17 protein-coding genes and 1 tRNA gene are annotated in these 22,779 nt (G+C 61.6%); 8 read left to right on the top strand and 10 right to left on the bottom strand.

All coding sequences use genetic code 11. The features are described 5' to 3' along the window. Positions 1-107: 107 nt before the first annotated feature. Positions 108-1,343: an aromatic ring-hydroxylating oxygenase subunit alpha gene (locus GGD57_RS16065; RefSeq protein WP_184471292.1), complete on the top strand. Its 1,236-nt coding sequence runs from the start codon at positions 108-110 to the stop codon at positions 1,341-1,343. Between the two features lie 71 nt (positions 1,344-1,414). Here GGD57_RS16065 and galU read toward each other — a convergent pair whose 3' ends face one another. Further along, a complete protein-coding gene (gene galU, locus GGD57_RS16060; RefSeq protein WP_184471290.1) occupies positions 1,415-2,302 on the bottom strand; it encodes a UTP--glucose-1-phosphate uridylyltransferase GalU in 888 nt (295 codons plus the stop codon). A 202-nt stretch (positions 2,303-2,504) separates the two neighbouring features. On the opposite strand from galU, the gene GGD57_RS16055 reads away from it, so the two are divergent. Both GGD57_RS16055 and GGD57_RS16050 read left to right on the top strand, forming a co-directional pair. Continuing rightward, a complete protein-coding gene (locus GGD57_RS16055) occupies positions 2,505-3,728 on the top strand; it encodes a lytic murein transglycosylase (protein WP_184471288.1) in 1,224 nt (407 codons plus the stop codon). Positions 3,729-3,885: 157 nt separating this feature from the next. Beyond that, positions 3,886-5,118 carry an SGNH/GDSL hydrolase family protein gene (locus tag GGD57_RS16050; protein ID WP_184471286.1) on the top strand — a complete coding sequence of 411 codons (1,233 nt, stop codon included), beginning with the start codon at positions 3,886-3,888 and terminating at the stop codon, positions 5,116-5,118. 30 nt (positions 5,119-5,148) lie between these two features. On the opposite strand, the gene GGD57_RS16045 is transcribed toward GGD57_RS16050, so the two are convergent. The 3 genes from GGD57_RS16045 to gltB all read right to left on the bottom strand — a co-directional run bounded on the left by GGD57_RS16045 (position 5,149) and on the right by gltB (position 13,068). Beyond that, positions 5,149-5,775 (bottom strand): hypothetical protein, encoded by a 627-nt coding sequence (locus tag GGD57_RS16045; RefSeq protein ID WP_184471284.1) that lies wholly within the window; start codon positions 5,773-5,775, stop codon positions 5,149-5,151. Between the two features lie 895 nt (positions 5,776-6,670). Further along, positions 6,671-8,125 carry a glutamate synthase subunit beta gene (locus GGD57_RS16040; protein WP_126907646.1) on the bottom strand — a complete coding sequence of 485 codons (1,455 nt, stop codon included), beginning with the start codon at positions 8,123-8,125 and terminating at the stop codon, positions 6,671-6,673. Positions 8,126-8,343: 218 nt separating this feature from the next. Then, positions 8,344-13,068, bottom strand: a complete 4,725-nt coding sequence (gene gltB / locus GGD57_RS16035; protein WP_184471282.1) for a glutamate synthase large subunit — start codon at positions 13,066-13,068, stop codon at positions 8,344-8,346. A 539-nt stretch (positions 13,069-13,607) separates the two neighbouring features. Here gltB and GGD57_RS16030 point away from each other — a divergent pair. Continuing rightward, complete coding sequence (locus GGD57_RS16030; RefSeq protein ID WP_184471280.1) at positions 13,608-14,660, top strand: threonine aldolase family protein; 1,053 nt, start codon at positions 13,608-13,610, stop codon at positions 14,658-14,660. A gap of 54 nt (positions 14,661-14,714) precedes the next feature. On the opposite strand, the gene GGD57_RS16025 is transcribed toward GGD57_RS16030, so the two are convergent. Further along, the gene (locus GGD57_RS16025; protein ID WP_184471277.1) at positions 14,715-15,569 is read right to left on the bottom strand and encodes a LysR substrate-binding domain-containing protein; all 855 of its coding nucleotides are present in this window, start codon (positions 15,567-15,569) and stop codon (positions 14,715-14,717) included. 92 nt (positions 15,570-15,661) lie between these two features. On the opposite strand from GGD57_RS16025, the gene GGD57_RS16020 reads away from it, so the two are divergent. Then, on the top strand, positions 15,662-16,666 hold the full coding sequence (locus tag GGD57_RS16020) for a bile acid:sodium symporter family protein (RefSeq protein ID WP_184471275.1): 1,005 nt from the start codon (positions 15,662-15,664) through the stop codon (positions 16,664-16,666). A gap of 58 nt (positions 16,667-16,724) precedes the next feature. On the opposite strand, the gene GGD57_RS16015 is transcribed toward GGD57_RS16020, so the two are convergent. Next, positions 16,725-17,195 (bottom strand): Hsp20 family protein, encoded by a 471-nt coding sequence (locus tag GGD57_RS16015; protein WP_025570464.1) that lies wholly within the window; start codon positions 17,193-17,195, stop codon positions 16,725-16,727. A 501-nt stretch (positions 17,196-17,696) separates the two neighbouring features. Between GGD57_RS16015 and GGD57_RS16010 the strand changes: the two genes are divergently transcribed. Continuing rightward, positions 17,697-18,671 carry an alpha/beta fold hydrolase gene (locus tag GGD57_RS16010; RefSeq protein WP_184471272.1) on the top strand — a complete coding sequence of 325 codons (975 nt, stop codon included), beginning with the start codon at positions 17,697-17,699 and terminating at the stop codon, positions 18,669-18,671. Between the two features lie 68 nt (positions 18,672-18,739). On the opposite strand, the gene hisN is transcribed toward GGD57_RS16010, so the two are convergent. Then, positions 18,740-19,513, bottom strand: coding sequence for a histidinol-phosphatase (gene hisN / locus GGD57_RS16005; RefSeq protein ID WP_184471270.1), 774 nt, complete (start codon positions 19,511-19,513; stop codon positions 18,740-18,742). 272 nt (positions 19,514-19,785) lie between these two features. Continuing rightward, entirely contained in the window at positions 19,786-20,667 is an 882-nt protein-coding gene (locus GGD57_RS16000) for an N-formylglutamate amidohydrolase (protein WP_126907517.1), read from the bottom strand. 188 nt (positions 20,668-20,855) lie between these two features. Between GGD57_RS16000 and cpdR1 the strand changes: the two genes are divergently transcribed. Beyond that, a complete protein-coding gene (cpdR1, locus tag GGD57_RS15995) occupies positions 20,856-21,218 on the top strand; it encodes a response regulator CpdR1 (protein WP_003542883.1) in 363 nt (120 codons plus the stop codon). Positions 21,219-21,302: 84 nt separating this feature from the next. Beyond that, a tRNA-Val gene (locus GGD57_RS15990) sits at positions 21,303-21,377 on the top strand. A gap of 77 nt (positions 21,378-21,454) precedes the next feature. On the opposite strand, the gene GGD57_RS15985 is transcribed toward GGD57_RS15990, so the two are convergent. Together GGD57_RS15985 and GGD57_RS15980 are read right to left on the bottom strand one after the other, a co-directional pair. Further along, positions 21,455-22,384, bottom strand: a complete 930-nt coding sequence (locus tag GGD57_RS15985) for a site-specific integrase (protein ID WP_348645981.1) — start codon at positions 22,382-22,384, stop codon at positions 21,455-21,457. Further along, entirely contained in the window at positions 22,381-22,779 is a 399-nt protein-coding gene (locus tag GGD57_RS15980) for an excisionase (protein ID WP_184471268.1), read from the bottom strand. The genes GGD57_RS15985 and GGD57_RS15980 overlap by 4 nt, the downstream gene beginning before the upstream one ends.

The raw sequence follows: 22,779 nt of genomic DNA, 5'->3' as shown, positions 1-22,779 counted from the left end.
GAGGGCACGATCGATAGCCATGCGAACTCATCGGCCGGCTTGGAAACCATCTGCGCTTTTTGTCCTTGCCTGCACTGCGAAGAGTGCGACGTTCCGGAGACATTCCCATGCTGGCACCTGACACCAAAACAACTGCTGCGCCATCGGTCGACCGTATCGATCAGCTCGTTGCTGCTCATAGACCGGGCCACGGTCTTGCCCGGCCATTCTACATCGATCCGGACATTTATGAGCGTGATCTCGAGCGCGTGTTCCGCCGCCATTGGCATTGCCTCGCGCATGAGAGCGTTGTTCCAAAGCCGAATGACTTCGAAGTGTTTCGGATGGCCTCGGAACAGGTGATCCTCACGCGACATGCCGATGGAACAATTCATGCGCTGCTCAATGTCTGCCGCCATCGCGGCGCCGAGGTCTGCACCCGGGATAAGGGCAATGCCCGTATTTTCGTCTGCCCCTACCATGCCTGGAGCTATGGCAATGACGGAAGCCTGAAGGCAGCAAGGCTGATGCCAAAAGATTTCAAGCGGGAGGATCATGGGCTGAAGACGCTGCATGTCCGGGTGGTCGAAGGCTTGATCTTCATTTCCTTCGCAGACGACCCGCTCGATTTCTCCGAGGTCGAAAATCTGCTCCATGCGACCTGCGGCCAATATGGCTGGGGGCAGGCTAAGGTGGCGCATCGGCAGAGCTATCCGGTCGACGCCAACTGGAAGCTGGCAGTGGAAAACTATGTGGAATGCTACCATTGCGGCCCGGCGCACCCCGAATATTCGCAGACTCACGCGCTGGAGCAGCCGGCGCACATGATTGAGGCGCTGAACACGTCGATGGAGCAACGCACACGCGCCCTCGGCATCGAGGTCGGGTCCGGCGATCATTGGCAGACATCGGCGACGGGCAAAGAAGCCATCCACGCGTTCCGCTACGCGCTTTATGACGGTGTTAAGACCGGCAGCCAAGACGGTTCCCCGCTCAGCATGCTGATGGGCCGATTTACGGAATTCGATGGCGGCGTCACCTCCGTCCATCTCGGCGGCACGTCATTTCTCGTCTGCTATCCCGACTACGGTATGATCTATCGCTTCATTCCGAAGGGCCCGAGAGCTTGCGAGATGGAACTGATCTGGCTCGTCAACAGTGAAGCCGAGGAGGGCAGAGACTATGATCTCGCCAAGCTCATGTGGCTCTGGACGGTGACGACCGACGAGGACAAGGCCATCATCGAGCACACGTCGCGCGGCGTTCTCTCGCACTATTTCGTGCCGGGACCGATCGCGCCGATGGAGCAGAACGAGCTGCGCTACATCAACTGGTATCTGGACGAGATCAGCCGGTCGAACTGACCTGATTCTAAAGCGCCGCGCATCCGGTCCGGATGCGCGGCGCTCTTTTACTTGATGCGCTCGGCAAAGCCCTATCTCAGGCTGGCAAGCAATTCCTTGAAGCCGCCTTCGACCGACGGGCGGATGTCAGCACGTTCGAGGGCGTAGGCGACGTTCGCCAGGATGAAGCCGTCCTTGGCGCCGCAGTCATAGGTCGTGCCGCGGAAGTGGTAGCCGGCGAAATCCTGTTCCTTCAAGAGCTTCAGCATGCCGTCGGTGAGCTGGATTTCGTTGCCGGCGCCGCGCTCCTGGGTTTCGAGGATCTTGAAGATCTCCGGCTGCAGGATGTAGCGGCCGTTGATGAAGAAGTTGGAAGGCGCCGTCCCCTTGGCGGGCTTTTCCACCATGCCGGTGATTCGGAAGCCCTCGCCGATCGCTTCGCCGACACCGACGATGCCGTATTTATGCGCCTGGTCGGGCGCGCATTCCTCGACGGCGATGATGTTGCCGCCGCTCTGGCCGTAAAGGTCGATCATGCCCTTCATGCAGCCTTTGTCGCCCTTCATGATCATGTCGGGCAGCAGCAGCGCGAAGGGCTCGTCGCCGACGATCTCGCGGGCGCACCAGACGGCATGACCGAGGCCGAGCGGCTCCTGCTGGCGGGTGAAGCTCACCGTACCGGCCTTCGGCAGCTGCTGGGCGAGAAGGGTGATCTCAGCCTTCTTGGCGCGTTCGCGCAGCGTCTGCTCCAGCTCGAAATGAATATCGAAATAATCTTCGATGACGTGCTTGTTGCGTCCGGTGACGAATACCAGATGCTCGATCCCTGCTTCGATCGCCTCGTCGACGACATATTGAATGATCGGCTTGTCGACGACGGTCAACATTTCCTTCGGAACAGCCTTTGTCGCCGGCAGGAATCGCGTCCCCAACCCAGCCACCGGAAATACTGCTTTACGAACTTTGTTGTGTTGAGCCACACCGGCCTCCTGCTTCGACATATCGCTTTGGAAATAGGGCTTTTTAGCCTTAACTAGTATAGAATTGCTACTGTTTTGCAATGGTGACCGCAGCCGGCTGCCATGGTAAAGAATTTGTTGACTCCGTTCCTGTAGTCTCGGTTCTGGCGCGGACATGATGCCTCGCTGTCCCGAAAACTGAAGATGACGGATACGACTGTCGATGACCCAGAATCACAAAAACTCCCTTCGTGGTCTTGCTCTCGCCCTCGTTGTCGCCGTCCAGGTTGGACTGGTCCCCGACAACGCGAGAGCTGATTCCCGGTTCCAGAAATGGATCGCGGATTTCTACCAGACTGCCGCTCAGAGTGGCATCAGTAAGGCAACTTATCAAAAGGCCTTTTCCGGGGTGACCGAGCCCGATCCGACGGTGCTCGAAAAGGCAGCCTATCAGCCGGAATTCACCTCGAAGATCTGGGACTATGTCGATTCGCGCGTCAATCCCTACACCGTCAAGATCGGCCGCGAGATGGCCGTCAAGCACGCACGAACGCTCGCGGCGATCGAACAGCGATTCGGCGTCGACAAAACCATTCTGCTCGCCATCTGGTCGATGGAATCGAATTATGGCGCGATCCTCAACAAGGACGACCGGCTGCACTACGTGCCGCGCGCTTTGGCAACACTTGGCTACGCCGATCCGAGCCGCGCCAAATTCGCCAAGAAGCAGCTGATCGCTGCGCTGAAGATCCTGCAGAACGGCGATGTGCCGGCACGCGAGATGACCGGCTCCTGGGCCGGCGCCATGGGCCACACCCAGTTCATCCCGACAAGCTACCTGCTTTATGCCGTCGACGCCGACGGCAACGGCCATCGCGATATCTGGAATTCGGTGCCGGATGCGCTGGCCACCTCGGCCAATCTCCTGATGAAAAACGGCTGGGACACCGGCAAGACCTGGGGCTACGAGGTCGTCGTTCCCGCAGCCGCCGCCAAGCAGGTCGGCAAGACCCACACGCTGGCCCAGTGGGCAACTCTTGGCCTGACACGTCCGAACGGCAAGGCTTTCCGCGAAAGCGCCACCAAAGCCATGTTGAAGATGCCGGCTGGTCCGAATGGCCCGGGCTTCCTGATGACCGCCAACTTCTTCACCATCAAAAACTACAATGCCTCCGACAGCTACGCGCTTGCCGTCGGCCTGCTCGCCGATCAGATCGCCGGCTACGGCGGCATGCAACAGCGCTGGCCGCGCCCGGACGGCGCCCTCGACATCACCGAAAAATTCGAGCTGCAGACCCGTTTGAAGACGCTCGGCTATTACGATGGCGAGGTTGACGGCAATTTTGGCTCGGGCTCGAAGGCGGCCATATCGGCCGTGCAGTCGCGCATCGGCATGCAGCCGGACGGCGAGCCCTCGCTGCCGCTTCTCAACGCACTTCGTCGCTAGCATCGCCCCGCACGATGCGAGGATTGAAAGTGCTGGAGCGCCGTGCGTCCCAAAAAGACGCACGGCGCTCTAGTCAAAAACCAGGCTCTGATTGGAAGCGGCAGAACCGTGACCTACATAGTAGCGGGAGTGGACGCTGGCCTACCCCGCGTGCAAGATGCCGGCAGATGCGGAACTGCCCATGACGAAGAAAACAGATCGCACCCCAATCCGTTGGCTTGTGCTCGCCTTGGCGGCGGCTTCGCTATGCCTTGGCGCTGTTGCGCCGGCGCATGTCGCCGAAGCTCAGGAGCAGCGCTATCAGCGCCGTTCGATCCTCGATTTCTTCCTCGGCCGGCGCTATCTCGACGATGGGCCTCAGGCTCCCGACGCACCGCAGCCGAAGCGCCAGCAGCACAAGAAACCGCCGGCGCCGAAGGCCGTGGTCAATACCCGCACCGCGCCGCCGGTGCGGGCTGTGCAAGAGGAGCCTGCGGTACAGAAGCTCGATGACGCCAAAAAGATCCTGATTATCGGCGACTTCCTGGCAAGCGGCCTCGGTGACGGCCTCACCGCCGCCTTCGAGACCTCGCCAGGCGTTGTCGTTGAAGCCCGCGGCAACGTCTCATCGGGTCTCGTCCGCGACGATTATTACAACTGGCCGGAACAGCTGCCGAAGATGATCGACGAGCTGAAGCCGGCAATGGTCGTCGTCATGATCGGCGCCAACGACCGCCAGCAGATGGTGACCGATACAGCCAAGGAGAAGTTCCGCACCGACGGCTGGTTCAGTGAATACCGGCGCCGTGTCCTTTCTTTCGGCAAGGAAGTGACCGACCGCAAGATCCCGCTGCTCTGGGTCGGCCTTCCCGCCTTCGAATCCGATCAGATGACGGCCGATGCCGTTCAGATGAATCAGCTCTACCGCAACCAGGTCGAAAGCATCGGCGGTGAATTCGTCGACATCTGGGACGGTTTCGTCGATGAGAACGGCAATTTCATCGTCACCGGCTCGGATGTGAACGGCCAGCAGGTGCGCCTGCGCACTTCCGATGGCATCAACCTGACCCAGGCCGGCCGGCGAAAGCTTGCCTTCTATGTGGAAAAACCGGCACGGCGTCTTCTCGGCACGCAGGCAAGCCCGGATCTGGTTCGCCTCGACTCCAGCAATCTGCCCGGTCTCGGCCTTCCCGCCAATCCGGTCGAACATACCGTGCCGATCAGCCTCTCTGACCCCAATCTCGACGGCGGCGGCGAGCTTCTCGGCGCGCGCCCCCCGCCGATGGTTTTGACGCGGTCGCCGCGCGATCTCCTGGTCGAGCAGGGCGAAATGACGCCACCTCCTCCCGGCCGTGTCGATGATTACCGCCTGCCGGCGGCCAAGACACCGGCCGAAGTCTCGGTGAAATAAGACGGCCGCGCGAGATGGCCTTCCCGTCGCTTACGCCGCCTGCGGCCAGCTCAGATAATAATAGTCCGAGCCGATCAGGCCGAAGTAGGCGTTGCTGTCGTTCGTCTGGTCGACATAGCTGCCATTCTCCTTGACGAAGGTGCCGTCTGAGCCGCGCTCCAGATGCGCATCGAGGAAATCGCTCCAGCCGCTGACATCGATATCCATGCCGGTCTTGCTCTCGGTATCAGCCTCATCGGGATCGTCGACATCCCAGGCGGCAACCGATACGCCCTGCGTCGGATCGGAGATGGTCAGCGTTCCCGCTTCGAGGGCGGCCAGCATGTCGTGGGCCTTGCCGCTCTCGCCTTCGGCGGCAGCCGCATCCTGCAGCTGCTGCTTCAGCATCGACATGAAGGAAGCGCTGGTCACAGCGGCGCCGTTTCCGGTCGCTTCGGTCTCATCAGACGTATCGCTCTGCGAGGAAAGCGTGTTGAGCAGCCCGGATAGGGCGTTGTTGGAAAGCAGCGAAGCCGAACTCGAATCGAGCCCGTAGCTGCTCAAGATACTGGCCGCCGATAAATTCTGCGTATCCTGCGAACTGTCGTCGGAGCTGCGAAGGTTTTTCAGGGCATATTGGGCCGAAATCAGCCGGGTGCTGTCAAGTGCGGAAACCATTTGAAAAATCCTGGTGAAATTGCCGTGCGGCCGAAACGGCGGGGCACGTCCGCTCCGGTCGCCGCCGGCTCTTCCTGAGCCCGCGTCCGATGAGAAATCTCGCTTCCCGGCATTGCACGAGGCTTGCGGCGCATGCCGGCGCGGCAAGCGGTCGCACCAGCCTATGATCTCAAAATTGGCATCGATGTTCGAAGGCGCGGCACTGCAATCGGGATAGGGGGGAGCCTGTTGGCTCCGCCCCTCCCACACCACCCGGCATGCGGGTCCGCACCGGGCGGTTGGAGCAGTTGAAGTCGTCGGGCTCGTCGTTCTCCCGGCCTGACGCTTGGGTTTGCTTAGTCTGGTTCGGCGGATTTGATTTCTCGCTGCCGTGACCCTTCGGGCTTCACCCTACCTGCCAGATCGGCGAGCTTCGCTGGCGCGACCATCTGAGACCATTCAAATCCGATAACCATCGGCTTCCCCTTCCGCTCCTTCGGCCCTTCGTTTGCGCCAAGGCGCTCCCTACTACGGCCTCTGCTGACTTCTCGCTCCGGCTCTGCACCGTCGCCCTTTCAAGCGCAAAGCGAGATCTCCCCAGGTAAGAACGCACTCCTTCACTGCACGACCGCCGGATTTACGCCACCGCCCCTTGGTCACGAGAGCTTTGCGGTCATTAGCCCGCTCGCCCTGGTCGGCACCGCCTCATATCCGGTTCTTGTCCATCGGCCCGCAGTTTCGATCCACGCTTCCTCCCCACGGTCAGTCACCCTTCCGCAGTTGCGCTTCTCTTCGCTCGCCATGACCAGCTTACGGTGGGACTTACACCCACAAGAGTGCGCCCATGCTGGGCGCACTAAAAAACTCCGCCCGGAGAGGCGGAGTCTCTATCTTCAAGTCTTTATACGACCGGCAATCAGTTCGGCAGAACGGTCGAGCCCATCAACGCCTCGTCGATGGCGCGCGCCGCCTGGCGGCCTTCGCGGATCGCCCAGACCACCAGCGACTGGCCGCGGCGCACGTCGCCCGCCGTCCAGAACTTGTCGACCGAGGTCTTGTAGTCGCGGTCGTTGGCGACGACGTTGGTCGAGCCGCGCTTGTCGGTGTTGAGCGTCAGCTTGCCCTCGAGTTCCTTCAGCACGCTTGTCGTGAACGGACCGCGGAAACCGATAGCGATGAAGGCGAGATCGGCGCGGATGACAAATTCCGTGCCCGCAACCGGCCGCCGGCGCTCGTCGACTTCACAGCACTTGACGCCGGTCAGCACGCCGTCTTCGCCGACGAATTCGAGCGTCGCCACCTGGAACTCGCGTACCGCGCCCTCGGCCTGCGAGGAGGAGGTGCGCATCTTCGTCGCCCAGAAGGGCCAGACGGCAAGCTTGTCTTCCTTCTCAGGCGGCTGCGGGCGGATGTCGAGCTGGGTGACCTTGACGGCCCCCTGGCGGAATGCCGTGCCGACACAGTCCGAAGCCGTGTCGCCGCCGCCGACGACGACGATATGTTTGGCGCCGGCCAGGATCGGGTCCGACGGCCAGCCGACGCTGTCGATGTTCTCGCGCCCGACGCGGCGGTTCTGCTGCACCAGGTAGGGCATCGCATCATGCACGCCGGCAAGGTCCGTGCCCGGAATGCCCGCCTCGCGCGGCGTCTCGGAGCCGCCGCAATAGAGGACGGCGTCGTGGTCGGCGAGCAGTTGCTCGACCTTGACGTCGACGCCGACATTGACGCCGCAATGGAAGGTGACGCCCTCGCCCTTCATCTGCTCGACGCGGCGGTCGATGAAGTTCTTCTCCATCTTGAAATCCGGAATGCCGTAGCGCAGCAGACCGCCTGGCTTCGTCTCACGCTCATAGACGTGCACATCGTGGCCGGCGCGGCCGAGCTGCTGGGCGGCCGCCATGCCGGCGGGACCGGAGCCGATGACGGCGACCTTCTTGCCGGTATGAACGGTGGCCGGCTGCGGCCTGATAAAGCCGAGCTCATAGGCCTTGTCGGCGATCGCCTGCTCGACCGTCTTGATGGCGACCGGTGCGTCCTCGAGATTCAAGGTGCAGGCTTCCTCGCAAGGCGCGGGGCAGACGCGGCCGGTGAATTCCGGGAAGTTGTTGGTCGAATGCAGGTTCTGGATCGCCGCTTCCCAATTGTTGTTGTAGACGAGGTCATTCCAGTCGGGAATCTGGTTGTGAACGGGGCAGCCTGTCGGGCCGTGGCAATAGGGGATGCCACAGTCCATGCAGCGCGCGGCCTGTTTTTGCACTTCCGGGTCCGACATCGGGATCGTGAACTCGCGGAAATGACGGATACGATCCGACGCCGGCTGATACTTCGCCACCTGCCGGTCGATTTCCAGAAAGCCTGTTACCTTGCCCATGTCTTCGTCCCTTACCCTCATGACCGCCTCACCGCAGCCAATCTGTCTATCGTCAGTCCCGGTATCCCGAGCGAGTTGCTTGTCTTGACCGCCATGGATCATATCCCTTGCAAGACATCCGTGTGATCTGGCCGGCCTTCGCCGTCGGTTTTTCACGGGTCATCGAGATATTCGCCATCCGTCACCTCATTCGGCAGGTGACGGATGTCCTGTTGCAATCATTCCGCGGCGATGCCCATCCGGCTGCGCTCCATTTCCTCGAGCGCACGTCGGTATTCCACAGGCATGACCTTGCGGAATTTCGGACGATAGTCGGCCCAGTGATCGAGGATCTGCTTGGCACGGGCCGAGCCCGTATAGTGCAGATGGTTGGAGATCAGCTGGTAAAGGCGCTCCTCGTCATGGCGCGTCATGTCGCCCGAGACGTCGACGCGTCCCTTGTGCATGAGATCGCCGCCGTGATGGTGCAGCTTCTCCAGCATGTCGTCCTCTTCCGGCACCGGCTCGAGTTCGACCATCGCCATGTTGCAGCGGCTGGCGAAATCGCCGGTTTCGTCGAGCACGTAAGCGACACCGCCAGACATGCCGGCCGCGAAGTTGCGGCCCGTGGCGCCGAGCACGACGACGACACCGCCGGTCATATATTCGCAACCATGGTCGCCAACACCTTCGACGATGGCGATCGCCCCCGAATTGCGCACGGCGAACCGTTCGCCGGCCACGCCGCGGAAGTAGCACTCGCCCTCGGTCGCACCGTAAAGCACGGTGTTGCCGACGATGATCGAGTTTTCGGCGACAATCCGCGAATTCTCCGGCGGCCGGATGATGATCTTGCCGCCCGAAAGCCCCTTGCCGACATAGTCGTTGCCGTCACCGATCAGGTTGAAGGTGACGCCGCGCGCCAGGAAGGCACCGAAGCTCTGGCCCGCCGTGCCGCGGAGCGTCACATTGATCGTGTCTTCCTTCAGCCCGCGATGGCGATAACGCTTGGCGACCTCGCCGGACAGCATCGCGCCGGCCGAGCGGTCGACGTTCTTGATGTCGACCTCGAAAGCGACGGGCGTCTTGTCGGTCAGCGCCGGCTGTGCCTGCGCAATCAGCGCGCGGTCGAGAATATCGTCGATCGGATGCTGCTGCCGGCTCGTCCAGAAGGTCGCCTCCTTGGGAGCTTCGACCTTGTGGAAGATGCGGCTGAAGTCGAGTCCCCTAGCCTTCCAGTGCGCCAGCATCTCGTCCTTCTCCAGCAGCTCCGACGCGCCGATGATCTCGTCGAGCCGGGTGAAGCCGAGCGAAGCGAGGATTTCGCGCACTTCGTTGGCGACGAAGAAGAAGTAGTTGATGACGTGCTCCGGCGTGCCCTTGAAGCGCTTGCGCAGCACCGGATCCTGCGTCGCGACACCGACCGGACAGGTGTTGAGATGGCACTTGCGCATCATGATGCAGCCGGCAGCAATCAGCGGCGCGGTGGCAAAACCGAATTCGTCGGCGCCGAGCAGCGCCCCGATGATGACGTCGCGGCCGGTCTTCAGACCGCCGTCCACCTGCAGCGCGACGCGCGAACGCAAACCGTTCAGCACCAGCGTCTGCTGGGTTTCGGCAAGGCCGATTTCCCAGGGGCTGCCGGCATGCTTGAGCGAGGTCAGCGGCGAGGCACCCGTGCCGCCGTCGAAGCCGGCGACCGTGATATGGTCGGCGCGCGCCTTGGCGACACCGGCAGCAACCGTGCCGACACCGACTTCGGAGACCAGCTTGACCGAAACGTCGGAGGTCGGGTTGACGTTCTTCAGGTCGTAGATCAGCTGCGCCAGATCCTCGATCGAATAGATGTCGTGGTGCGGCGGCGGCGAGATCAGGCCGACACCCGGCGTCGAGTGACGGGTCTTGGCAACAGTCGCATCGACCTTGTGTCCGGGCAGCTGGCCGCCTTCGCCGGGCTTGGCGCCCTGCGCCACCTTGATCTGCAGCACATCGGCATTGACGAGATATTCGGTGGTGACGCCAAAGCGGCCGGAGGCGATCTGCTTGATCGCCGAGCGTTCCGGGTTCATCGAACCATCGGAGAGCGGCATGTAGCGGTCGGATTCCTCGCCGCCTTCGCCGGTGTTCGACTTGCCGCCGATCCGGTTCATGGCGATCGCCAGCGTCGTGTGTGCCTCTCTGGAAATCGAGCCGAAAGACATCGCCCCCGTGGAGAACCGCTTGACGATATCGGCCGCCGGCTCGACCTCGTCGACGGACACCGGCTTGCGGCCGAGCGCCTCGGCGCTCTTGACGTTGAACAATCCGCGGATCGTGTTCATGCGAAGCGCCGAATTATTCACCATCTCGGAAAATTCGCGGTAGCGGTCCTCGGCATTGCCGCGCACGGCGTGCTGAAGGGCTGCGACCGCATCCGGCGTCCAGGCATGGCTTTCGCCACGCATGCGGTAGGCATATTCGCCGCCGATATCGAGTGTCGTGGCCAGCAGCGGATCCGTGCCGAAGGCCGCGTTATGGCGGAAAACGGTCTCTTCGGCGATCGCTTCGAGACCGATGCCTTCGATCATCGTCGCGGTTCCGAAGAAATACTTGTCGACCAGTTCGGACGACAGGCCGATCGCATCGAAAATCTGCGCACCGCAATAGGACTGATAGGTCGAAATGCCCATTTTCGACATGACCTTGAGGATGCCTTTGCCGACCGCCTTGATGTAGCGATAGACGACTTCCGAGGCATCCACTTCCTTCGGGAATTCGCCCTTGGCATGCATGTCGAGCAGCGTGTCGAAGGCGAGATAGGGGTTGATCGCCTCCGCACCGTAGCCGGCGAGCAGGCAGAAATGATGCACTTCGCGCGGTTCGCCGGTTTCGACGACGAGACCGACCGAGGTACGAAGTCCCTTGCGGATCAGGTGATGGTGCACGGCGGCCGTCGCCAGCAGCGCCGGAATGGCGATTCGATCAGGGCCGATCTGGCGGTCGGAAAGCACGATGATGTTGTAGCCGCCCTTGACGGCCGCTTCCGCGCGCTCGCAGAGCCGGTCGAGCATTTCGGGCATGCCTGCGGCGCCGCGTTCGATATCATAGGTGAAATCGAGCGTCTTGGTGTCGAAACGGTCTTCCGTATGACCGATCGAACGGATCTTTTCGAGATCGCCATTGGTAAGGATCGGCTGACGCACCTCGAGCCGCTTGGCGTTCGCAGCACCTTCGTGGTCGAGAATGTTCGGCCGCGGCCCGATGAAGGAAACGAGGCTCATCACCAGTTCTTCGCGGATCGGGTCGATCGGCGGGTTAGTCACCTGCGCGAAGTTCTGCTTGAAATAGGTATAGAGCAGCTTCGGCTTTTCCGACATTGCCGAGATCGGCGTGTCGGTGCCCATCGAGCCGATCGCTTCCTGGCCGGTCGTCGCCATAGGCGACATCAGGATGCGCGTATCTTCGAGCGTGTAGCCGAAGGCCTGCTGGCGATCGAGCAGCGACACATCGCGGCGCAGCGCCCGCGGCTCCACCGGCTTCAGCTCCTCGAGGATCAGCTGGGTGCGGTCGAGCCAGCTGCGATAGGGATGTGCCGTCGCAAGCTCCGACTTCACCTCGTCATCGGAGATAATGCGGCCTTCTTCCATGTCGATCAGCAGCATCTTGCCCGGCTGCAGGCGCCACTTCTGGATGATCCTCTCCTCCGGAACCGGCAGCACACCGGACTCGGACGCCATGATGACGCGGTCGTCATCGGTGACGAGGTAGCGTGCCGGCCTGAGGCCGTTGCGGTCGAGCGTCGCGCCGATCTGCTTGCCGTCGGTGAAGGCAACGGCAGCCGGCCCGTCCCACGGCTCCATCAGTGCCGCATGATATTCGTAGAAGGCCTTGCGTTCGGCCGCCATCGACTGATTGCCGGCCCAGGCTTCCGGGATCAGCATCATCACGGCATGCGCCAGCGAATAACCGCCGCGCACCAGGAATTCGAGCGCGTTGTCGAAGCAGGCCGTATCCGACTGGCCTTCGTAAGAGATCGGCCAGAGCTTGGAGATGTCCTCGCCGAACAGCGGCGAGGAGACCGACGCCTGACGCGCCGCCATCCAGTTGACGTTGCCGCGCAGCGTGTTGATTTCGCCGTTATGGGCGACCATGCGGTAGGGGTGCGCGAGTTTCCACGACGGGAAGGTGTTGGTCGAGAAGCGCTGGTGCACCAGGGCGACCGCGCTTTCGAAACGCGGGTCCGCCAGGTCCTTGTAATAGGCGCCGACCTGATAGGCCAGGAACATGCCCTTGTAGACCACCGTCGCCGACGACAGCGATACGGGATAGAAATTGCTCTCCTCGCCGTCGAACTCGTCATAGATACGGTTGGAGATCACCTTGCGCAGCGTGAACAGCCGGCGCTCGAACTCGTCGTTGTTTTCGGCATCTTCGCCGGCGCCGATAAAGACCTGCACATGATGCGGCTCGGTGGCAGCGATGTCGGGCGCCTTGGAGAGCGAAGAATTATCGACCGGCACGTCGCGGAAGCCGATGAAGACCTGGCCCTCTTCGGTGATGACGTCGCTGATCACCTTCTTGAAGTGCTCGATCTGCTTTTCATCGCGCGGCAGGAAGATATGGCCGACGCCATATTCGCCGGCCGGCGGCAGGGTGATACCCTGCGCGGCCATCTCCTCGCGGAAGAAGCGGTCGGGGATCTGCACCAGGATGCCGGCGCCGTCGCCCATCAGCGGATCGGCGCCGACTGCGCCACGATGCGTCAGGTTCTCGAGAATGAACAGGCCGTCCTTGACGATCTGATGCGACTTCTGGCCCTTCATATGCGCGACGAAGCCAACGCCGCAGGCATCATGTTCGTTGCGCGGATCGTAGAGGCCCTGTTTTTTCGGCAGGCCGGAGGCGGATTTGGACATATTGGCCGTGGCGCGCACCTCTGCAGCAGCAAACCGGTCAAATTCCATGGATGGCGTCTTCGTCATCATCTTTCCTCCTGTCGAAACCCGCGGGGCCGCGGGCGGCTTTTCGTCCCGCGCCGCAACCAGAATAGGTTCGGCGCATGACAGCGCTGTTGCATTGTGAAGATCGGCCGCAGACATCTGCTTCTTAAGGAAAGCAAACCGTCGCGTTCCGCGCCTGCCATCTGCCCCCGCGCGCCGCCCGTCCACGGGGCTTGACGCTCGGAAGAACTATAGCGTGAAAGCCCATCTGTTCCAGGGTTTTCGGCGCCTCTTCGGCCGCAAGGCCAAGATAGGACAGCAACACTGTCCTAATTCATCTGTTCTATGCCAGAAAGCAGTCAGCTCCGCAAGAGCGCGTCGCTAAAAAACGTCAATTTGCGACGGAAGATTACCGAATCGGTCGCAATGGAGAAATAAAATTACGTCATGAGCCATCATTTTGTTTATTGATTGCGTAGTTCAATTTTTGTGATGTGTCGGAGGCAGCCGCCTTGATCCGGTGAAGCTTTGGCGTAATCTCCGCTTCGGCCTTGCCAAACCCTTCCTTTCCTATGGTCCCCCTCATGTTCTTTGCTTCCGATAACTGGGCCGGCGCCCATCGATCCATTGCCGAACGTCTGCTGGCGGAATCGGCCGGTTTTGCTCCTGCCTATGGCGCCGGCGATCTCGACAGGAAGGTCGAGGCCCGCTTCTCAGAGATCTTCGAGCGCGAGGTTTCGGTTTTCTTCGTCGCCACCGGCACGGCCGCCAACTCCCTGGCGCTGGCGAGCGTCCAGCGCCCCGGCGGCATTACCTTCTGCCATTCGGAAGCCCATGTGATCGAAGATGAATGCGGCGCGCCGGAATTCTTCTCCGGCTCCGCCCGCCTCATGGCCGTCGACGGCGAAGCCGGCAAGATCGATCCGGCCAGGCTTTCGGCGAAGATCGCGAACTTCCCCGAGGACGCCCTGCGTCATGGCCGCGCCAGCGCGGTGACCATCACCCAGACGACGGAGATCGGCACGGTCTATTCGCTGCCGGAGATCGGCGAGATCGCCGCCATATCAAAAAAGCGCAACCTGCCGCTCCATATGGATGGCGCTCGCTTCGTCAACGCGCTGGTCGCGCTCGGTGTCACCCCGGCCGAGATGACCTGGAAGCGCGGCGTCGACATGCTGTCCTTCGGCGGCACCAAGAACGGCTGCTGGTGTGCGGAAGCCATCGTCTTCTTCAACCCGGATCAGGCAGGCGAAATGCCCTTCATCCGCAAGCGCGCCGCCCAACTCTTCTCCAAGTCGCGTTTCATCGCCGCCCAGTTCGATGCCTATTTTGAAAACGATCTCTGGCTCGATCTCGCCCGCCATTCGAACGGCATGGCCGACCGGCTGCGGGCCGGCATCGGCGCCAGCAACGCCGCCCGCCTCGCCTGGCCGACCGCTTCCAACGAAGTCTTTGCTGTCGTCAGCAGGATCGCTGCGAAAACCGCGGAAGAAAAGGGTGCGAAATTTTACGAATGGCCGGTACCGGCGGCAGCGCCCGAACTCGTCTCCAAAAACGAAATTCTGATCCGACTGGTCACCAGCTTCGCCACAACGGAGGCTGATGTGGATGGCTTCCTCAGGTGTCTGGCTGCCTGATCGCCCACCAGAACGGCCTGTCTATCCGACGGGTCTTTCCGCGACGGCAACGGCTTACGCCGACTTCAGCCCCCTCACCTTTTGCAGGATATCGTCCGACAGTGCGGCGACCAGTGCCTGATCCGCCCCTTTGCGCGGCACCAGCACGAATTCCACGTCTTCCAGTATTGGAAGCTTTCCCGCAGCGATCTCTTTCAGCCCTGATGGCGCCATGCTGCGCGGCTGCACCAGCACGCCCATCCCGGCCCGCGCCGCTGCCGTCAATCCGCTGAGGCTCCCGCAGGTGCAGACGATCCGCCACGCCACACCGTTTCGTGCCAGCGCTTCCAGCGCGATCACCCGCGTCACGCTCGGCGGTGGAAAAGCGATCAGCGGCAAAGGGCCGGAGGTGAGAACTCGCTCGGGATCGCGTGCCAGCCAGACGAGCGGCTCGCGGTAGACCAGTTTTCCCAGGGCATCGCCGAGCCGGCGCTTGGCGAGCACCAGATCGATCTCGCCATTATCCTGCATCTCGTACAGGACACCGGATAGCGCCACGGTGAGTTCCAGGTCGACGGAGGGATGCGACCGCACGAAATCCTCCAGCACCGCCGGCAACTGGCTGGTGACGAAATCCTCCGAAACCCCGAGCCGCAGGCTGCCGCGCAGGCTGTTGCTTCGAAACAGCGACTGCACCTGACCTTCGATCGCAAGCATGCTGCGTGCATGCGACAGCAGCGCCTCGCCATCGCCGGTCAGGATGACCTTATGCGTATCGCGCGCCAGGAGCTTGCGCCCCAGCGTGGCTTCCAACCTCTGAATGTGTTGGCTCACCGTCGACTGGCCGAGGCCGAGCCTTTCTGCGGCGAGCGTAAAACTGCCCATCTGCTCGACGGCGACAAAACTGCGCAATTGCGAAAGATCCAGCATGGCAATCCAGTTTCACGATAACTGTTATTCCTTGCATCCTGGATCGCAATGGACGACAAAACAAGGACTGTTTATCACGCCGCGAGACCGCCATGCGCCGCTTTTTGCCCGATACCTTCACCATCCTGCTCGTCTGCACGGTCATCCTCGCCTCGTTGCTGCCGGCAAGCGGCGCCTTCGCGGGCTATTTCGGCATCGCCACCGATCTTGCCATCGCGCTGTTGTTCTTCCTGCATGGTGCCCGCCTCTCGCGCGATGTCGTCATTGCCGGCCTGCTGCACTGGCGCCTGCATCTCGTCATCCTGTTGACCACCTTCGGCATCTTTCCGCTGCTCGGCCTCGGGCTCGGCTTCATTCCCGACACCATCCTGCCGCAGCCGCTTTATCTCGGCATCCTCTTCCTCTGCGTGCTGCCCTCGACGGTCCAGTCGTCGATCGCCTTTACCTCGATGGCGGGCGGCAATGTGCCTGCCGCCATCTGCTCGGCCTCGGCATCCAACATTTTCGGCATGTTCCTGACGCCGCTGCTCGTCGGCCTGCTGTTTTCCGTCGGCGGCCATGGCGGCTTCTCCTTCGACGCGCTGGAGCAGATCCTGCTGCAGCTGCTGGCCCCCTTCATCATCGGCCAGATCCTGCAGCCCTGGATCGGCGACTGGATCCGCGCCAAGAAGAAGATCCTGATGCCCGTCGACCGCGGCTCGATCCTGATGGTCGTCTATCTCGCCTTCTCGACGGCGGTCGTCGAGGGCCTGTGGCATACCTTCTCGATCGCCGATATCGCCGTCGTCGTCATCGCCGACATCGTCCTGCTGGCGATCGTCCTTGTCTTGACGATGGTCGGCAGCCGCTGGCTGGGCTTCGACAAGGCCGACGAAATCACCATCACCTTTTGCGGTTCGAAGAAGAGCCTGGCAAGCGGCGTGCCGATGGCCAACGTCATTTTCGCCGGCCAGTCGATCGGTGCGATCGTTCTGCCGCTGATGCTCTTCCACCAGATCCAGCTGATGGTCTGCGCCGTCATCGCCCAGAAATACGCCGCCGCCGCGGCCCGCCGCGCAACGGAAAAAGAGATAGAGGAAGCCGCCAGCCCAGCCTGATTCGCAACAAAAACGGCGCCCCGATGGAGCGCCGTTCGTTTACCCCGTAGGGGATCAATCAGCCGTTAATGATCTGCGCCTCGATGGCCTTCGGGGCCTCGACCGGTTCTGCGGCAATCGCAATCTTGCGGGGCTTCATGGCCTCGGGAATGTTGCGCAGAAGGTCGATGTGCAGCAGGCCGTTCTTCAGCGAAGCAGCGGTCACCTCGACATGGTCGGCAAGCTGGAAGCGGCGCTCGAAAGCGCGCTTGGCAATGCCGCGGTAGAGGAATTCGCCGCCTTCGGCAGGTTCCTCGTTCTTTTCACCCTTCACGGAAAGCACATGGGCATGGGCTTCGATCGAGAGTTCGGTCTCGTCGAAACCGGCAACCGCCATAGTGATGCGATAGGTGTTTTCACCGGTACGCTCGATATTATAGGGCGGATAGGTCTGCGCCTGCTCCGGCTGAGCAAGGCTGTCGAGCATGGTGAAGAGCCGGTCGAAACCGACGGTGGAACGATAAAGGGGAGAGAAGTCTACGTGACGCATGATGTCCTCCTGTGGAAGCGACGTGTTGCGATAAAATGCCCCTGAAACCCCATCTTTGGCGGCCTCGGGACGGTTGCGCAGGCCCTTTCCGGCGCCTGCAGAAAGGAGATGGTGATGGCTTCAGACGAGTTCAAGACCTTTTTGAAAACGCCTCGGTCGGCCCGTGAACCGCGCATGAACGGCCGGTTCGGAGGCCATTCACACGCATCCGCCTAGAAATTGCAGCGTCGGGTGAATCTGGTCCCGATGGCTGAAGTGCATCGTCCCTTCTTCTTCAGTCTCAACTTAGGCCGGCCGCGAGCACCCTCATGCTCCTGCCGGCCCTTTTCCCGCTATCGCACTTTGAATTGCTTCCGAATTTGAGCAGTGATGCAGCGGGGCTTGCGGGCACACCGCTTTCCAAGCCGGATGCCATGCGCTATCCCTAACGCATGGTGCTTCCGAAAGGGCGCACGGCGCTCTAACAGGCAAAGCAGTCAGCAGCGGCGCATTGGCAAGGTCATGGATCAGGTTCTCTATTCGACGCCCGACAATCCCGCCCCGGAAAACCGCACCGAGGGGTTCTTCGAAACCCATGACGGCCATCGGCTGCGTTACGCCGTTTTTCGCGCCAGTGCCCAGATCGCCAAGGGAACGGTCGTCATTATCCACGGCCGCAACGAATATATCGAGAAATACTTCGAGACGATCCGAGATCTGACGGCGAAGGGGCTCTGGGTCGCCACCTTCGACATGCGCGGCCAGGGCGGTTCGCCGCGGCTCTTGAAGCGCCGCAACCACGGCCACATCCGCCGCTTCGCCGATTACGAACGGGATCTCGACACCTTCCTCGAAAAGGTGGTGCTGCCGGATACCCGCCTGCCCTTCTATCTGCTTGCCCATTCCACGGGCGGGCTGATCGCTTTGTCTGCCGCGCCTTATCTTACCACCCGTATCGATCGGATGGTGTTGTCAGCCCCCTTCATCGGCCTGACCGGCCAGGCGGCCTCGCCCCGCGTCATCCGAACCCTCGCCGGCACCCTGAATGCCCTCGGCCTCGGTTTCCTGCCGCTGACTTCGAAGCTGAAGGAGCCGGATTTCCGCGACAATCCGCTGACCTCGGACGAAACCCGCTTCGAGCGCAATGTCGCGATGATGAAGGCGCATCCGGAGCTGACGCTCGGGCCGCCGACCGCGCGCTGGCTGACCGAGGCTTTTCGCACGATGGACCGGGTCACCTCACCCTACCATCTGTTTTCGATCACCATCCCGACCATCGTCATCGCCCCGACACGTGACGGTGTCGTGCCCTATACGGCGCAGGAGCGGCTCTCGCGTTATTTCCGCGCCGGTCAGCTGGTGCCGATCAACGGCGCCCGCCACGAGATCTTCCAGGAACGGGATACCTACCGCGCCGCCGCCCTTGCCGCCTTCCACGCCTTCATTCCCGGCAGCGATGCCGAAGAAAACCAGGAGGTCGCCGCCCTCGGCACGTAGGGCAGGCTTTGCCGAGCCTGGGGCATCGGCAAGGCCGAGCCTGGGGCATCGGCCTTGCCGAGCCCGGATTAACGCTGCAGGACGGCGATCGCCTGCTCATAGACCGCCCGGCTGCCGGCGGCGATGATCGAGCCGCCGTTTTCCGGCCGTCCGCCGTCCCAGGTGGTGATGATGCCGCCCGCCCCTTCGATGACGGGAATGATGCCGCCGACATCATAGGGCTTCAGACTGTTTTCGATGACGAGATCGATATGGCCGGCGGCAAGCAGCGCATAGGCGTAACAGTCGCAGCCGTAGCGGAAGAGCCGCACCCGGCTCTCGATCTCGCGGTATTTCTCCATCTCCTCGCCGGCGAAGAGATGCGGCGAGGTGGTGAACAGGATGGCGTTCGAAAGCGCGTCGCACTGGCGCGTCGCCAGCCGCCGCTCGCCCTCCGGCCCGCTATAGATCGAGCCGTTCTGGTCGGCGAAATAGCGTTCGCCGGTAAAGGGTTGTTCGATCATGCCCATGATCGCCCGCCCCTCTTTCTGCAGGCCGATCAGCGTTCCCCAGACCGGCACGCCAGAGATGAAGGCACGCGTGCCGTCGATCGGATCGATCACCCAGACATAGTCGCGGTCGAGCCCGACATTGCCGTGCTCCTCGCCGAGAATGCCATGGTTGGGAAAATTCTCCTCGATCAGCGCCCGGATGGCCAGTTCGGCCGCCCGGTCGCCTTCGGTCACCGGGTCGAAACCGGAGGAAAGCTTGTTGGTAACATCGAGGCCGGAGCGGAAGCGTGGCAGCGTCTCGGCCTTGGCGGCCTCCGCCAGACGATTGAAGAACGAGCGGTCAGGAAGCATGATCAATCCGTTTGGCTGGCGGGAGTGATGCTTTCATAACGAAAAGCAGCGGGAATGCAAACGCAGCAGGCAATTCCCGCGACGCTGCCCAAAGATTTCGCAGCGCAATATATTGCTTGACATTTGTGCAGCGCAATAGTAGCGTCCTTCGTACAGTCTTCTGACTGTAAATACCCTCCTTGGGTGTTTCCTCCCTAGACTTAGGCCGCCTCACGGCGGTCTTTTTTTGGCCGGGAAGAACGCCCAGGCGTCAGCGAAATCGAAAAAGAGATTTATTCGGCAGCCAGCGCCCGATCGCCGGCGAATTTCTCGACGTAATCCGCCATCTGCTGCATGAAGGCGGTGACGGCATCGGCCACGGCGGCAAAATCCCCGCGTTTCTCCAACGTCACTTCATCGACATAGATCGCCCGGTTCACTTCGATCTGCAGCGCATGCAGGCCGCGCGAAGGCCGGCCGTAGTGTTCGGTGATGAAGCCGCCGGCATAGGGCTTGTTGCGGATCGCCGCGAAGCCCATTTCCTCGAGGATGGCGATGGCCGCCCGCGAGAGTTCGGCCGAGGCGCTCGTGCCGTAGCGATCGCCGATGATGAAATCGGGCCGCGCGGTGCTGCCGGCGACGCGCACGTTGCCGGGCATCGAGTGGCAGTCGATCAGCACGCCGAAGCCGAACTGTACATGCGTTCGCGCGATCAGCCGGCGCAGCGCCGCATGATAGGGTTTGTAGACCGCTTCAACGCGATCGAGCCCTTCCTGCACCGGCAGGCGCCGCGCATAGATCTCCATGTTCTCGGCGACGATGCGCGGAATGGTGCCGAGCCCGCCGGCCACCCTCAGCGAATTGACATTGGCATAGGGCGGCAGCAGCCCGTCGAACATGCGCGGATCGAGCTCGTAGGGCTCGCGATTGACGTCGAGATAGGCGCGGGGAAAGTTGGCCGCCAGCAGCGGCGCACCGAGCGCGACCGCCGAGCCGAAGAGTTCATCGACGTAATGATCCTCCGACCGGCGGATGGCGATGCCCTCGAGCCTGGACTGGGCGATAAATTCCGGTGGATAAATGCGGCCGCTATGGGGGGAGTTATAGACGAAGGGAATGGTCTGCGACACGGGCTCATGAACCTCAAAAAGCTCGTATTCGCGTATTTCCGGCACTTTCGGCCCTCTTTACCATGTCATGAACTGACTGCTTTGCGCATGTTGCCAGTTGCCCGGCCTCAAGTCCATACTATGTAGCAGGGATGGCGGCCGCGCACGGGCAATTCACCGGTTGTTTACCGGGCAAAGACTAGTGTAAACGGCGGGCAACCCACCAAAAACCTATTGATCAGCGGTCTGGATTGATGACTCAGAAGATACTTCTCGCCGAAGACGACAACGACATGCGCCGCTTCCTGGTGAAAGCGCTCGAAAAGGCCGGTTACAAGGTCCTTTCCTATGATAACGGCGCAAGCGCCTACGACCGGCTGCGCGAGGAACCGTTTTCTCTGCTCTTGACCGATATCGTCATGCCCGAAATGGACGGCATCGAGCTGGCGCGCCGCGCCACCGAACTCGACCCCGATCTGAAGGTGATGTTCATCACCGGTTTTGCCGCCGTGGCACTGAACCCTGATTCGAAGGCGCCGAAGGATGCCAAGGTCCTTTCCAAGCCTTTCCACCTGCGCGACCTCGTCGACGAGGTCAACAAAATGCTTGCCGCGTAAGGCTTGCCGGGCGGCATGTCACAAAACTGAAAAAAGCCTATTGACGGCTCCAAAGGTTTTGTGATCTATGCGCCGCCATCGGATGGGCGTGTAGCTCAGCGGGAGAGCACTACGTTGACATCGTAGGGGTCACAGGTTCGATCCCTGTCACGCCCACCATCCGATCCCCTTGGCCCGCAAGGGGAATTTGAAAAGTAGCTGGTAGCTGTTTTTCTGTTCTTCATGGCCTCGCCCAATCATCGCCCACGAAACCGCTGTTTTGCAGCGGACAGGTGTTCCGGGTGGTGGTGCCCATAGACGCTGCGAATGATCTTTTCGGAGGTTCCGGAAAAGCCCGCCACCTCCCAGATAGGAACTCCGCGCTGCATCATCCAGGTGATGCAGGTGTGCTTTAGAATGTGCGGCGTGACGTCTTCGCCAAGTCCAGCCAACTCCCGCGCCCTAGCAAACCCCTTGCGCTCCTTAGCGATCAGCCGGCCATGATATTCGACCGGCCCCATAACAGTGATCTTGCGCCACCGCTCGACGTGTGGCCGAAGATTCTCCGGTATCGGCACGGCGGGCCGCCGCTTGTTGGTTTCCCTCTCGCCCTGCCCTCGCCTGTAGAGAATGTCGTTCTCCAGATCGATCCAACCTCCACTCGAATTCACACCCCAGCGAAGCTTGAGGATGGCTTCATGCCTGGTGCCCGAATAGAGGCCGATCAGGATAAATCTGGCGACGTGGTAAGAGGGGCGAAAAAGCCGGCCCCATTTCACAGGCTTTCGCGTCTCGACGTCAAAAGCCGTCGCGGTGATACCGAGCGCGCCGGCAACCAACCCTGCAGCTTCGGAGCGCGTAAGCCAACGCTCACGCGCCGCCGATTTTTGCGGAAGGGTGACTGGTACAGGAACCACCAGCTTCTTTTCTTTGAAAGCGAAGCTGAGCGCGGCGCCAAGTGTTTCCAGCTCTCGCCCTGCCGTTCCTGCCTTGACGGCTCGCCTGCCGATCTTCCCGGCAAGCCGCGCCGCGACATATCCGCGGCAACTGGTACCGTCGACAAAGGAACACATCTCACTGCCGAAGAATTCCAGCAGGTGCACAGTGTGAAACCCCACTAGCTCCGGATGCGCCATGCTGGGCGCGCGTTCAGTGCCGTAGAACAGTAGCACGTCGGCTATACTCACCTCCTGAGGCTCTCCCCGGCGCCATTCGGGTTTGTGCTTTTCGGCAAGGTACTTTTCGAGCGCTCGATCAGCGCCAGCGCTGTCATCCGGGCCGCATCCTGTGCTGATCTCGTTTGCTCCGTCGAGGATGACCCAGACGGGCGGCCTGCCCTTGCGCTCGCGGAGGTATTTGCGGACCCCCTTCGACTTTCGCGGCATAGTTCCCTCATTCTCTTGATGTCATTGAGGCTGACATACGTCTTGCCGGCGATCCGCTCGCACTCGAGGCGGCCGCGCTCGATCTCGCGTTTCAATCCGCTTTCCGTCATTGAGCCGTCGGGAAAAGCGAGGCTCGCTGCCAGCTTGAGACGAAGCGGCGTGTCGGGATCAAGGGTTGAAACGTCGATGTCAGCCAT

The sequence above is a fragment of the Rhizobium esperanzae genome (assembly GCF_014197615.1).
GTDB lineage: Bacteria > Pseudomonadota > Alphaproteobacteria > Rhizobiales > Rhizobiaceae > Rhizobium > Rhizobium esperanzae_A.
Note: the sequence above shows the minus strand (reverse complement) of the source record. Positions and strands in the feature narration are given on the sequence as shown.